We start from the raw sequence: 13,389 nt of genomic DNA on the forward strand, positions 1-13,389 counted from the left end.
TCTGAACCAAACAGATGATAACTCTGCTACTACTGCAATAAGGAGATTGCAGCGTTTGGTAATTGTTTTGCCTGAGCCAGAATAGAAGTGCCGGCCTGTTGCAAAATTTGCGCTTTTGTCATCTGGGTTGTTTCTTTAGCAAAATCAGTATCTTTAATACGACTTTTCGATGCTTCAACATTCTCCTGAATGTTAGACAAATTGTTGATACTATGGCTTAAACGGTTTTGCTTAGCACCTAAGTCTGCCCGTTCAGAATCAACATATTTTAAAGCTGCATCCAAAATGCTGACTGCATTTTGAGAAGTACCAATCGATAAAATATCTGCCTGATTCACTGTCGTATATGTGCCTTCACCATCTTCCATGCCAAGTTCAGAGGCTAAGCCACCCGAGACTGAAAGATCGCCAACAATGTCAGTTTCACCGATGAAAAGCTGAAGCTGCCCGTCATCATTTACAGAAGCTTTCACCCGTTCATTTTGACCATTGATGTAAGTTGCAACTTCCTGGATATCGTCTCCGGGTTTTGCATTAATATTGATTTCAATCTCTTCGCCATCTTTGGTCGTAAACTCCATTTTCAGATCCCGCTTATCAGCCGGAACTCCCCAGTCTTCACTTTTTCCGTTTTCACTGGAGAATGTTTTACCACCCATGTGAGGATCATCAGCCCGCATACTGGTTAAACCAATAATAATTGCTTCACCAGCATTAGAGCCGATCTGGAAAGCGGCTTCACCGAACGTTCCATTCAATAATCTGCGGCCACCAAAAGAGGTTGTCTCAGCAATACGGTTTAACTCATCCTGCAGTGCATGAAACTCGTCATTCAATGCTTCACGCTCTGAATGAGAGTTTGTTCCGTTTGCTGATTGCAAAGCCAAATCACGCATACGCTGTAAGATACTTGTTGACTCCCCCATTGCTCCTTCAGCTGTTTGAGCAATAGAGATACCGTCACTCGCATTACGAATAGCAACGTCTAAACCACGGGATTGAGAAATCAACCGGTTAGAGATCTGCAGACCTGCCGCATCATCTTTAGCACTATTAATTCGATTCCCTGAAGATAGACGTTCCATCGATGTATTCAGCTCATCAGTCGCTTTCGTCAGATAGCGTTGAGCTGTCATCGCTGACACATTCGTATTTACATTAATGGTCATAGTTTGCTCTCCTATTGAGTTCGCAAGCTTATTGCGAAGTGGTCAGCTTTAACTCTCATTTGGAAGCACTGACCGTAAATAACTTTCCATATCGCTACACCACCGGTTACATGACCGATAATATGCTCCATAGTTAAATTAATACAACTTACGTGCCAACTTTTCATGAAATTAAAACTCTTTTAAAATCAACAAGTTAAAAAAGAAAGCTCACCTAATAATATTTAATTCAATGATTGAAGCTTTAGACTTCAATACGTTGCCGCTTTTTCTTGCCGCTTCTTTGCCACCCAGTTTTCCGGGGCCGTAAAGTATCACGTGATTTAACATCTCCTTTCGCTCTTATGGCATTGCACATAAGGCACCTTGAAAGTTAGATATAGTTAAACAACGTGAGATCTTTTGTCTTACCGAAGGCCTGTTGTGAAGCCTGAAGCGCGCGTGTATTTTCATTAAACTCGATAACTGCATCTGCATAATCGAGATCTTCAAAACTGCTTTTCGATCTGGCTAAAGTCAGTTTGTAATCTTCATGCTCGTTTTCCTGAATATCCAGGGTTGTTAAACGGGCACCAATATCTGTTCGTACTTTATTGAGATGAATGAAAGCTGTATGAAATTCTTCAGTCATCTGATGCAACTTTGCTGTAGAAGATGCATCCGACACTGAGTTTTTGGAGTATTTCATCGCTTCTTTAAACGTATCGAAAATACTGAATGTCTTTCTTGGTGACAGTTCAATCCGATCTCCGGCTGTAATTTGCCCTTTTACATTAATGGTCAGACCTTCATACTGAATCCCTGTTTTAGGGTTAAATATATCCGTCTGCACAGCACTGCCATCCTGATCCAGCTGATAGCCATACTCACCATTTCCCATGTCAACAAACACGACCGAATAGTTGGATTCATCATCAGAATCTTTATTTACGGCTCTTTCTAACAACAAGTCAGAACCTTCCTGCAACTGATAGTCAGGCTCGTAATCCCCAAAGGGATTCTTAATGTCCATAAAAATTTTATTGCCGGGATTATTGAAGGGCACTTCCAGAGCATTGGAAATTTTCATTTTTCTCTGATAGTCATCCCCTGCATAAGTGACATTGCCATCATTGTCTCTGAAAAACGGTTGATTTTTAGGCTTTGTCCCGGCAAAGATATAATTACTCGACTCATCCTGCTCATTACTCAAATTGAGCAGATTATTTGATAACTCTTCAAGCTCCCGCTCATGGGCCATACGGTCTTCAGCAGACAACGCACCATTGATCATTTCCATCACAGTCCGCTTTGCCACATCCGCATAATCTTCCGCATTCGCGATAATAGCTTCCTGGTGACCGAGTCGGTTTCTTACCATGACAATCGCATCCAGATACTGCCGGATTTGCTCTTCCTGCTGCCCTACATTTTGAATGTAGTGCGTCGCTAATGGATTATCAGCAGCCGTCAACAACTTCTTACCAGACGCCAGCTGAGCCTGGTTATGGTGGACCTTTGCTTCCTGACGACGCAGATCATTCTGAACTGCCTGATAGTTATGAAAGCTTGAAATGCGATTTAACATTCACCGACTCCTATCTCAACTGCAGGATCGTATTGAAAGTGTCATTGGCCGCCTGCATCACCCTTGATGAAGCCATATAAGCATGTTGGAACTTCATCATATTTGCTGCTTCTTCATCCAGATTGACTCCGGAAATTGAAGCAATACGCTCAGATGCAGCCTCTTTTTCCAAACGAGCGACATCGGTCAAACGTGACGCCGTAGATGCTTTCAGACCAACATTCGTATTCAGATTATGATAAACATCAATAATGGTTGCTTCATGGTCATCCATTTCTTTATCTGTCTGAATATTCTGCATTTTTCTCAGGTTACCGTTATCCCCTTCGGAAGGAACAAGGTTCGCTGTAAACTTATCATTGGGCAATGCGCCAGATGAAAGCTGGAAGATTGTTCCCATGATTTCAACCGGTTCAGACGGCGGATAAGGCAAATCTTTTAAAATCAAATTGCCTTTTTTATCGCGAACGGAAAATGTTTGCCCGGTCGCGGAAATATTCACTTCAAACTCTTTTATCTCTCCGGCACGCATGATTTCAAACGTTGCGGTTCCCTGAGCAAACGTCGTTGACGCCTCGTAGCTTTGTGCGGCAATTTCTCTGGGATCATTCATCTCTGTCTGAATATCCGCCGCACCTCTCCGGGTTGGCCGGATAAAGAAGCGCTCTCCCTCTTCTGGAGGATTCGCAATTTTGATCTTCATACCATCAAGATATAATTCATCGTCAACAGGTGTCAGTTTCTTCTGCTTTCCATTTGGCAATGTCGTCACATATTCACTACCCGTGTATAACACTGAATACTCTCCGCCTTTTAACTGGCTGATATCATCAATATAAACATACATATCAGCCTCAGAGTCACTGTGTGTAATGACTCGCCTTTTTGCAGAAATATCAGAATTAACATCGGTGAAAAGTTCTCTGCCAACCTGGCCATCAAGGTCTAGTCCCTGTTTCTGCAGGTGGTTCACCTTGTAAGAAAAAGCAACAGCCAGACGACCAATTTCGTCGAGGACATATGGAATATCTTTATCCCGCATATCAAATAAAGCCCCCATTTTCCCCCCAATTTCCTTAGAAGAGATGGCTTTAATTCCTTTGCCTTCAATCATTGCCAAGCGTCGCTGTTGTACATCCGGATAACCGGCAATCATTGTCAGCTGACTTGCCTCTGTACCGGATACCAACGTATGACCATTGCCGATATGAACATTGAATCCTTCCGCATTTTTACGTGGCGTCACGGTGACTTTGGTATATTCAGCTAACTCGCGAACCAGCTTTTCATGCTCATCCATCAAATCATTATGTGGACCTGGTGTTTTCATCATCAGGCGCTGTAAGTCTCTGATTTCTATAGCCAGCTGATTAATCCGGGTAATACCGTGTTCCAGCGCATTATTTGTTTGCTCGAAACCCCGGTATATGGTTTGATGAAACCCATTCAGATTTTTAGCAATCAAATCCGCTTTTTCCAGCAGTACCTTACGGGCACCAACATCATTCGGACTATCTGCCAAAGTCTTCAGTGCATCAAACCAATCGTTCAGGTTTTCCGGAATTTTTTTCGACGTAATCGATGACAACATCTTGGTCAAAGTGTCCAGATTTTTTTCTATGTCTTGCTTGTTCGAAAAATCAGTCGTGGCAATATTTAGCTCTTTAACGGCAAACTGATCCCATGAGCGGCGAACATTTTCCACATGCACGCCCATGCCGTATGTTTGACCACCATACTGGCGGGGCATATTGACGCCCTGGATCACCGACTGACGACTGTAACCATCTGTATTTACATTAGATATATTATGACCAGTCGTGTTTAACTGCTTCTGTGCCGTTAACACACTCTGAGTACCAATATTTAACAAATCAGATGCCATACTGCCCCCAAAAATATTATTTAACCGGCAAAAACCGGCAACACTAAATATTAATAAGCAATAGGCGTGCCAACTAAAATAAAATATAAAAGACAAGGAGTTAGATAAAATTCAGGGAGGCAAAAGCGCTCCCTGAATTAAAAAGAAAAGAATGAAATGAGTGATGAAGAATAGAAAGCCAGAGAATTAATCCATTTGTTTAATTTTTGCCTGAACTCTTAATACTTTATTTGCATAATCAGGGTCTGTTGCATATCCAGCCTGATGTATCTCCCGGATAAACTGCTGGTCGTTCCCGTGCTGATTCAATGCTGTGCTATATCTGGGATTTTCAGCAAGAAATCTCACATAATCATCAAAACTATCCTGATAATTACTGTATGAACGAAATGCTGCTTTCTCCATCACCGGAATCTGATCACGATATTCCAGTGTTTGAGAAGTGACTTTATCACCTTGCCAGCGTCGATCTGCTTTAATATTAAACAGGTTGTGGCTACTACCTGCCGCATTGCTGACAACTTTTTGCCCCCATCCCGTTTCCAGTGCCGCCTGAGCAAGGAGAAGAGATGAATCAATCCCTAAAGCCCTGGCCGCTTTTTCAGCATAAGGCTTCATCGTTTCAATGAAAGACTCTGGTGATTTGAAGACACGAGGTTCATCAATCTGAGACGAAGCGGGTATGTCAGTCATCTGAGGAGAATTTTTCGCCAGTGCCGCGTCCTGATGGTATTTTCTTACTTTCTCAAGTGCGGCCTGCAATTGATCCGGCGTAGCCGCATCTTTTGTCTTCCCCTGTTCATCCTGACCTGAGTTTGCGGATAACTGAGCAACAATCATATCTGCCAGGCCAAGTTTACCCGATGTACTCAATTCACTGGACATTTGGTCATCGAGCATCTGCCGATAAAAATTTTCTGTCTGGCTGTTAAACAGGTCTGTTTTAAACTCTGAATTCGCATCTCTCATTGATTTCAGCAACATGGAAGTGAAAACAGATTCGAACTGTTTTGCCGCAGCCTTTAATGCTTCATTTTCACTTTGTTTGTCCCCACTGACAGCCTGCTTACGTAGTCTATCCAGTTGAGAAATATCCTGAATAAAACCAATATCTTTTGTTCCGTTATTATTCATGACATCACTCCCCTAGATAATGATCAGCTGGCCTTCAATGGCACCCGCTTGTTTTAAAGCCTGCAAAATAGCCATCAAATCAGAAGGCGCTGCGCCAACTTCATTCACAGCACGAACCAAATCATCGAGTGTTACCCCAGGTTGAAAATTGAACATTTTACCTTTCTTCTCAGACACTGAGATATCGGAATCAGGCACAACAGCCGTTTCCCCGCCAGCTAAAGCTCCAGGTTGGCTTACGTTCAGATTTTCCTTGATAGCCACGGTCATCCCACCATGCGTTACCGCTGCAGGTTTCAGCCTCACATGCTGGCCAACAACAATCGTTCCGGTTCGCGAATTCACAATAATTTTTGCAGCGCCTTCTGCTGTATTGAATTCAAGGTTTTCAATCGCAGACAGGAATGCAACGCGCTGCCCGGCATCTCTTGGCGCCCGAACTTTAACTGAGGTTGCATCAATGGCTGTTGCCATTTGTGGTCCAAGAAACTGATTTACAGCATCCGCCATTCGCTGCGCCGTCGTGAAGTCAGAATCAAGCAGATTGAAAGTAATATAGTCACCACGGGTAAAAGGTGTAGGAATTTCCCGCTCAACAGTCGCACCATTTGAAATCATACCGACTGTCGGTGTGTTGCCAACCAGCTTAGAGCCATCAGCGCCATTAGCACTAAAGCCACTCACCACCAAATTCCCCTGAGCAACTGCATAAACCTTTCCATCTAACCCTTTCAGAAAAGTCTGCATAAGCGTACCGCCACGTAAACTCTTGGCAGAACCGACAGAAGAAACCGTTACATCGATTGTCTGTCCCTGTTTAGAAAAAGGAGGTAACTCAGCAGTGATCATCACTGCAGCAACATTTTTGGTTTTAGGCTTTGTTCCTTGCGGCAACTGTATGCCGAAATTTTGCAACATGGCATTAAAGCTCTGGTCGGTAAACGGCGTCGATTCGCCGGTACCCGGCAAGCCAGTCACTAAACCATATCCAATAAGCTGGTTGCTCCGGACACCGGCAACTTCAGCCACATCCTTTATCCGTGCAGCCTGTGCAACAAAAGGAAAGCTGAGAACAATGAGTATAAAGGATATGATTTTCTTCATTGCAAATACCTTGATTTTTCGAATATGACTTCTGGCCAAAACTTTGTCACTTAACATGTCTTACAGAGCTATATTAAAAAATCGTGCCAGAAATCCAGGTTCCTGCATATCCTGGTTCGTCCCTGTTCCGGAATATTGAATTCTGGCATTAGAGATACGGTTTGACGGGATTGTATTATCGAAGGCAATATCTTCAGGCCTGACCGTACCACTCAGACGAATGTATTCATCGCCGGTATTCAATGTCAGCCACTTTTCTCCACGAATGATGAGATTGCCGTTATTTAACACTTCCACCACTTCAACAGAAATCGAACCAGAAATACTGTTACTTTGATTTGCAGCAGCACTTCCGGAGAATTTATTGCCATTACTCAAATTATAAGAAAAGTTGTATTCCCCAATGTTAAGCTCTTTCCCTCCGACCTCTAAAGGATCCATTGATGCATCATTATTCTTGGACAGATCAGCATCAGAACTTTTAGCAGCCTTCGTACTTTCATTGAGTGTGACTGTGATGATATCACCTACTTTTCTCGGTTTTGAATCATCATACAGGCTGTTTGAAGCAGCCTGACTGAACAGAGAACCCGTTTCTGCCGCGTAATGCTCAGGCTGTTTTTTAGGATGAATCGGGGCCCATGCCGGATCACCGGCAACGGGATCAACCCGGCTGCTCAATGAATCAAGTAAACCATTGCTATTATTAGTCTCTTGTGATTTATCCCCTTCGACTGCATCGACAGTTGTTGTACCTTCTGTATAAGCCCAGTCATTTGAATCATACTGAACCAGCGAACAACCAGACAAAAAACTAATTAAACCAAGTGTTACTATACGTTTCATTGTGCATCTCTCTTCAACAACAAATGATTAAAGCTGTTGATTTACATAGCCCATCATTTTATCTACAGCAGAAATGACTTTTGAATTCATTTCATAAACACGCTGCGCTTCAATCAGATTCACCAGCTCTTCTGTCACATTGACATTAGAACTTTCAAGCATAGACTGGCGAACATTACCCAAGCCATCAAGTCCCGGAACACCTTCCTGCGGATCACCACTGGCTCCTGTTGGTAAATATAAGTTTTGTCCGACAGGTTCTAATCCACCAGGATTGACGAAATCAACTGTAGTAATTTGTCCTACAACCTGATTTTCCTGTTGTCCGCGGATACGCACTGAAACTTGCCCGTCGTTACCAACCGTAATTGATTGTGCATCTTCAGGAATAACGATCTCAGGCTGCAATGGATAGCCAGAACCGGAAGTCACGACCATACCTTCCGCATTTAATGTGAACTGACCGTTGCGGCTATAACCAATATTACCGTCAGGCATCAATACCTGAAAGAAACCATCACCTTCGATCATCATGTCCAGACTGTTACTGGTTGTCTGTGCATTACCATTCGTGTGTACTTTTTGCGTCGCAACTACTTTAGAACCCGCGCCAAGCATCAATCCGCTCGGTAGTTCAGTATTCTGAGATGACTGACCACCTGGCTGATTCACATTTTGGTAAAAGAGATCTTCAAACACAGCCCGGCTTTTCTTAAAGCCCACTGTCGATGCGTTCGCAAGGTTGTTAGAAATGGTCGCAATATTTGTCTGTTGCGCATCTAAACCTGTCTTACTAACCCATAATGCCGGATGCATATTTTAGTCTCCTTTACTCATTAACTCGTACGAAGCAGAGAATCAGATGCTTTATCCATCTCTTCTGCTGTACTCATCATTTTGACCTGCATTTCAAACTGACGCTGCAAATCAATCAAATTTGTCATCTCACCAACTGCATTCACATTACTGCCTTCTAAAGCACCCGGAAGCAACGTGACCTGTGCATCTGCCTCAAAAGCAGCATTTGGATCTTTTGCACGGAATAAACCATTTGCATCTTTATATAACGATTGATTTCCGGGACGAACCAATTTAATACGATCAACAATTTCCATTGCATTGGCCGGAGCACCCTGAGGCAACACTGAAATGGTTCCATCAGTCCCAATTTCGATTTTACTCAAAGGCACAGGCAGAGTTATGGGTGCTCCTGTTTCTCCAAGAACTAAGTGACCGGAACCTGAAGTCAGCAAACCATTTTGACTCACCTGAAAGTTGCCATTTCGTGTCAGACCTTCTTGACCCGTTTTATCGAGGACAGAAATCCAGCCTTCTCCCTCAACTGTCACATCCAGATCACGACCAGTTGTAATGACACTTCCCTGCTTAAAACTATGTCCGGGACGCTCTGTCATGCTAAAAACACGTGTAGGAAAGCCATCACCATAAGTTTGCATAGATCGAGCCTGTGCTAAATCAGCCCTGAACCCTGTTGTACTTACATTAGCCAGATTATTTGCTCTGAGCTGCATTGCCTGCATATTTTGCTTGGCACCACTCATTGCAAGAAATAACGCACGATCCATACTTTACTCCTGTCATCGTTATACAAGAGTTAACAAGCAATTGACGTGCCAATATAAAAACTCTTTTATTTCAGTTAATTAAGTGGATATATGAAGTTTTTTGCCGCTGAATTGCCGCAAGATGGCAAAAAGCCAAACGCACGTTGCCGCTCGTTTGGCTTTTTTAAGAAGCAGAAAAGACGATTAACGAATCTGCAGAATTGTCTGTTGCGTCTGGTTATGAACTTCCAGTGCACGAGAGTTCGCCTGGAAATTCCGCTGAGCTGAGATTAAATCAACCAGCTCCTGAGTCATATCGATATTCGATTGCTCTAAGGTACCGCTATTCACTGTACCAAAAGACCCTTTATTCGATTCACCCCAGATTTTATCACCGGAAGCTGTGGTTGAATCCCACTGAGTTCCACCCTTTTTATCCAGTCCCTGCTCGTTGGCAACCCGAACCAGAGCAACACGGCCTAAAGTAATATTTTCACCGTTAGAATAGGTGCCCAGAATACTGCCTTCTTCATTCACATCAACTTTGGTCAGGAACCCGGTTGTTGCGCCATCTTCATCAAATTTCGTCAATTCAAACGGTGCAGCGAACTGAGTCGATGCATTCAGGCCGAAAGAGATTGACTGAGTCGGATCAGCGCCATTCATGTTCACTGGATTTGCACCTGCACCGATGGGTTCGGAAACAACATCCTGTCCCCCATTAATACTCGCCAGTGTACCATCATTATTAAACCGAATCGTATGACCAGTCTGACCTGATGGCGCAGTCGCATCACCGCCTGCAATATTGATTGGCTTTTCGCCTTCGCCATCAGTCATCGTATAATAAACCTGCCATGTATTCGGCTGAGTTTGATCTTTCAGGTAATAAGTCGTCATCTTGTACGACTGCCCCATCGAATCATAAACAGTTGACGATGTTGATCGGTTATAAGTTTCCGGATCTTCAATATCAAATAATGCAGGATCCTTAAGCGGTGCATCTGCCGGCAAATTCACTCCGACTTCAACATTAGCAGTCTGCTTCGGCTTACCAAATTGTGCCGGAATATTCAGAGGCTGAGCTTCATAAGAAGTCACATTGCCCGTATCTTTATTGACCTGATAACCCAGCAGAAATTCATCATTTGATGTAACCAGATAGTTATCCTTGTTCAAATGAAATGCGCCATTACGGGTCAGTTCATTCTGCTGCGGAATCAAACGTTCTTTAGCGACCGCAAAAAAACCAGTTCCTGATATACGCAAATCCATTGGGTTGTTCGTATAAATACTTGAACCTTCATGGAATTGCTGAGCAACTTTGTTTGCCTGAACACCACCACCAGGTGTTGTTTTAGCATTTGTGAACAAAGAGTTAGAGTATACGTCTCCAAACTCAGCACGAGATTCTTTAAACCCGAATGTATTTGCGTTCGCAATATTATTACTGGTTGTATTCAAATCAAGCTGCGCTGCAGACAAACCACTTAATGATACATATGACATCTAATATTCTCCTATCTGGCCAGCGCCAACTACGCCTTACCAACTTCCAGTACTTCAGCGAGCCGAACTGGTGATTCAAAACCAGCCAGGTTAAGCAGTACATTCCCATCGCCTTTGCCTAAGAGGACACTATTGACGTTCGCGTACGTTGAAACTTCAAACTCGTTATTTTTGCCATCCATCAGGCCCGAAGCTTTAATCTTATATTTACCAGCCGGCAAAGCATTGCCATTTTGATCTTTGCCATCCCACTCAACACGGGAATCTCCAACTGGCTTAGCGCCGACATCAAAAGTACGAACCAGTTGCCCTACTTCGTTTTCAACCCGTACGATTAAGTTATCGATAGATTGAGGAAGCTTCACCATCGCGGCCATACTTCCAGCATCTTTTTTAACGCCAGTCGCTCCAGGAACTAACACATCTCTTCCAACTAAGGATGATGCCTGCAAAGCCTGGTTTGATGTCATAGAGGAATTGAGATTCTCAAACTGAGAGTTCATTTTCCCAATGCCATCAACGGTCGCAAATGACGCCATCTGAGCGATCATTTGATCATTACTGACAGGCTTAAACGGATCCTGCTGTGATAATTGCTTTGTCAGCAAGGATAAGAAGTCTTCCTGCTTGAGGTCCTGTTTACCAGTCACCTCATCAGGTTTCTTCTGTTCCTGAAGTTTTTTTAACTGGTCAACATAGGACAAGCCATTTTGACCAACATTATCAACTCCAGCCATATGCTATCTCCTATACCTATTGACCCATCTGTAATGTTCTCAGCAGCATCTGCTTACTTGCATCTGCCAGTTGAACATTAGTCTGATATGCGCGTGAGGCCGAAATCATGTTCGCCATTTCTTCCATCACATTAACATTCGGCTTATAAATATAACCTTCATCATTCGCTAAGGGATGATCCGGGTTATATTCAGCTGTAAGTGGCTTGTCACTCTCGACTATGCCCAGTATTTTTACCGGAACCGTGTAATCGTTTTTAGTCTTAGCGTGATCAAGCTCTGCGGCAAAAACCGGATGACGAGCTTTGTATGTATCCTTTGCAGAACTACTGACACTATCAGCATTTGCCAGGTTACTCGAGGTCGTATTCAGACGAACAGACTCAGCGCTCATTGCAGAACCTGTTACGTTAAAGACATTAAATAAACTCATCTAAACTACTCCCCTTTAATTGCTTTTGTCATACTTTTAAATTTGCCACCAAGAAAATCAAGTGAAGCCTGATGACGAATCTGGTTTTGCATAAAGAGGTTTCTTTCTAAATCAACATCGACAGTATTGCCATCACCAGTATCAGGCTGTGTCGGAATGCGGTAAAGAGTTTCCCCTATGATTGCCCTGGAGGCAGGAATATGCCGCCCATCTGTTCTTGATAAATGAATATCTGCACCAGAACTTGCTGCTTGTAATGCCGTCTTGAAGTCCAGCCCTTTCGCTTTGTATCCCGGCGTATTAGCTTGTGCAATGTTACTGGATATCATTTCAGCATTACGCTCCCGTACACCAACAGTATACTGATGAATACCTAATGCATTATTGAATGAGATTGCCATATACGCCTCGTGATGAATAACTTCACTATGATACAAATAATCAAGCAATAAATATACCAACTTGAAAAGTTCATCAATACAATTTAATTACTTTGAACTGAGCAAAAAACAGACCAATCAATGGTACAGAAGAAATTTATTGAAGGGGTTAAGGAGAATAGAGATGCAAAACTTAGAACCCGTATTCTGAGAATCAGAATACGGGTTTTGTTTATTTAAGCTTGTATATAATACCAGGGTTACACCGGACCATCTCAAAACGATCAGTCAGCCCGGTTAAGGATTCAGAAGCACCAAGCAATAAATAACCGCCAGGATTTAAACTATTTGCCATCTGATTTAAAACTTTCGATTTCATGTCCGCAGAAAAATAAATCAAAACGTTACGGCAAAAGATAATGTCAAACTTTCCTAATAAAGCATAACTTTCCATCAGGTTCTGGGGCCTGAAGTTGACCAGGCGCTTTACATTATCTTTGACTTTCATCCGGCCATCACCTGCATCTTCAAAAAAACTCCGGCGACGTTCCAGCGATAGCCCCCGGCCTAATGCAAGATTGTCATAACTTCCCATCCGGCACATATCTAACATGGTTGATGAGATATCAGTAGCAACAACAGAGCAATTAGGAAGCATACCCGGTTTTTTCTGCTGCGTTTCCAGAATCGTCATCGCAATAGAATACGGTTCCTGTCCGGACGAACTGGCAGCTGACCAAATTTTAATCGGACGTTTTTTGGCAGCAATCTCAGGCAGCAGTTTATCTGACAGCACCGTGAATGGATAATTGTCACGAAACCACAACGTCTCATTGGTTGTCATCGCATCAACGGCCGCAACACGAAGCTCACGATTCATCCCTTTAACAACATCCCGAAGCAATGCAGACAACGAAGCTAAGCCATACTTTGTTACCAAAGGACTTAACCGACTTCTAACCAAATACTGTTTGCTGTCTCCGAGTACAATCCCACATTGAGACTCTAAGAAGCGACAAAAATCTTTATATTCTTGTTCGCTGATCGTTATCGCAGTCAT

13 protein-coding genes are annotated in these 13,389 nt (G+C 43.1%); all 13 read right to left on the bottom strand.

The annotated features are described in order from the left end of the window. Positions 1–29: 29 nt before the first annotated feature. On the bottom strand, positions 30–1,169 hold the full coding sequence (locus tag OCV29_RS13810) for a flagellin (RefSeq protein ID WP_073602443.1): 1,140 nt from the start codon (positions 1,167–1,169) through the stop codon (positions 30–32). A gap of 373 nt (positions 1,170–1,542) precedes the next feature. Beyond that, entirely contained in the window at positions 1,543–2,736 is a 1,194-nt protein-coding gene (gene flgL, locus OCV29_RS13815; protein ID WP_073602444.1) for a flagellar hook-associated protein FlgL, read from the bottom strand. Between the two features lie 10 nt (positions 2,737–2,746). Then, the gene (gene flgK, locus OCV29_RS13820; protein WP_073602445.1) at positions 2,747–4,621 is read right to left on the bottom strand and encodes a flagellar hook-associated protein FlgK; all 1,875 of its coding nucleotides are present in this window, start codon (positions 4,619–4,621) and stop codon (positions 2,747–2,749) included. Between the two features lie 186 nt (positions 4,622–4,807). Further along, a complete protein-coding gene (gene flgJ, locus OCV29_RS13825) occupies positions 4,808–5,755 on the bottom strand; it encodes a flagellar assembly peptidoglycan hydrolase FlgJ (protein ID WP_073602446.1) in 948 nt (315 codons plus the stop codon). Positions 5,756–5,767: 12 nt separating this feature from the next. Continuing rightward, positions 5,768–6,859 carry a flagellar basal body P-ring protein FlgI gene (locus OCV29_RS13830; RefSeq protein ID WP_073602447.1) on the bottom strand — a complete coding sequence of 364 codons (1,092 nt, stop codon included), beginning with the start codon at positions 6,857–6,859 and terminating at the stop codon, positions 5,768–5,770. A 60-nt stretch (positions 6,860–6,919) separates the two neighbouring features. After that, positions 6,920–7,705: a flagellar basal body L-ring protein FlgH gene (gene flgH / locus OCV29_RS13835; RefSeq protein ID WP_073602448.1), complete on the bottom strand. Its 786-nt coding sequence runs from the start codon at positions 7,703–7,705 to the stop codon at positions 6,920–6,922. A gap of 27 nt (positions 7,706–7,732) precedes the next feature. After that, complete coding sequence (flgG, locus tag OCV29_RS13840) at positions 7,733–8,521, bottom strand: flagellar basal-body rod protein FlgG (RefSeq protein ID WP_073602449.1); 789 nt, start codon at positions 8,519–8,521, stop codon at positions 7,733–7,735. 20 nt (positions 8,522–8,541) lie between these two features. Further along, a complete protein-coding gene (flgF, locus tag OCV29_RS13845; RefSeq protein WP_073602450.1) occupies positions 8,542–9,291 on the bottom strand; it encodes a flagellar basal-body rod protein FlgF in 750 nt (249 codons plus the stop codon). A 183-nt stretch (positions 9,292–9,474) separates the two neighbouring features. Continuing rightward, positions 9,475–10,779, bottom strand: coding sequence for a flagellar hook protein FlgE (flgE, locus tag OCV29_RS13850; protein WP_073602451.1), 1,305 nt, complete (start codon positions 10,777–10,779; stop codon positions 9,475–9,477). A 29-nt stretch (positions 10,780–10,808) separates the two neighbouring features. Beyond that, the gene (gene flgD, locus OCV29_RS13855) at positions 10,809–11,516 is read right to left on the bottom strand and encodes a flagellar hook assembly protein FlgD (protein ID WP_073602452.1); all 708 of its coding nucleotides are present in this window, start codon (positions 11,514–11,516) and stop codon (positions 10,809–10,811) included. Between the two features lie 16 nt (positions 11,517–11,532). Next, positions 11,533–11,949 (bottom strand): flagellar basal body rod protein FlgC, encoded by a 417-nt coding sequence (gene flgC / locus OCV29_RS13860; protein WP_073602453.1) that lies wholly within the window; start codon positions 11,947–11,949, stop codon positions 11,533–11,535. Positions 11,950–11,954: 5 nt separating this feature from the next. Next, positions 11,955–12,350: a flagellar basal body rod protein FlgB gene (flgB, locus tag OCV29_RS13865; RefSeq protein WP_073602454.1), complete on the bottom strand. Its 396-nt coding sequence runs from the start codon at positions 12,348–12,350 to the stop codon at positions 11,955–11,957. Between the two features lie 211 nt (positions 12,351–12,561). Beyond that, the gene (locus OCV29_RS13870; RefSeq protein WP_073602455.1) at positions 12,562–13,389 is read right to left on the bottom strand and encodes a CheR family methyltransferase; all 828 of its coding nucleotides are present in this window, start codon (positions 13,387–13,389) and stop codon (positions 12,562–12,564) included.

This window comes from Vibrio aerogenes (assembly GCF_024346755.1).
In the GTDB taxonomy this organism is placed as follows: Bacteria; Pseudomonadota; Gammaproteobacteria; order Enterobacterales; family Vibrionaceae; genus Vibrio; species Vibrio aerogenes.

Coding starts and splice junctions, on each gene's coding strand:
- flgL (WP_073602444.1), bottom strand. CDS start 2,736: ATGTTAAATCGCATTTCAAGCTTTCATAACTATCAGGCAGTTCAGAAT.
- flgK (WP_073602445.1), bottom strand. CDS start 4,621: ATGGCATCTGATTTGTTAAATATTGGTACTCAGAGTGTGTTAACGGCA.
- OCV29_RS13810 (WP_073602443.1), bottom strand. CDS start 1,169: ATGACCATTAATGTAAATACGAATGTGTCAGCGATGACAGCTCAACGC.
- OCV29_RS13870 (WP_073602455.1), bottom strand. CDS start 13,389: ATGACTGCGATAACGATCAGCGAACAAGAATATAAAGATTTTTGTCGC.
- flgH (WP_073602448.1), bottom strand. CDS start 7,705: ATGAAACGTATAGTAACACTTGGTTTAATTAGTTTTTTGTCTGGTTGT.
- flgB (WP_073602454.1), bottom strand. CDS start 12,350: ATGGCAATCTCATTCAATAATGCATTAGGTATTCATCAGTATACTGTT.
- flgJ (WP_073602446.1), bottom strand. CDS start 5,755: ATGAATAATAACGGAACAAAAGATATTGGTTTTATTCAGGATATTTCT.
- flgC (WP_073602453.1), bottom strand. CDS start 11,949: ATGAGTTTATTTAATGTCTTTAACGTAACAGGTTCTGCAATGAGCGCT.
- OCV29_RS13830 (WP_073602447.1), bottom strand. CDS start 6,859: ATGAAGAAAATCATATCCTTTATACTCATTGTTCTCAGCTTTCCTTTT.
- flgE (WP_073602451.1), bottom strand. CDS start 10,779: ATGTCATATGTATCATTAAGTGGTTTGTCTGCAGCGCAGCTTGATTTG.
- flgG (WP_073602449.1), bottom strand. CDS start 8,521: ATGCATCCGGCATTATGGGTTAGTAAGACAGGTTTAGATGCGCAACAG.
- flgD (WP_073602452.1), bottom strand. CDS start 11,516: ATGGCTGGAGTTGATAATGTTGGTCAAAATGGCTTGTCCTATGTTGAC.
- flgF (WP_073602450.1), bottom strand. CDS start 9,291: ATGGATCGTGCGTTATTTCTTGCAATGAGTGGTGCCAAGCAAAATATG.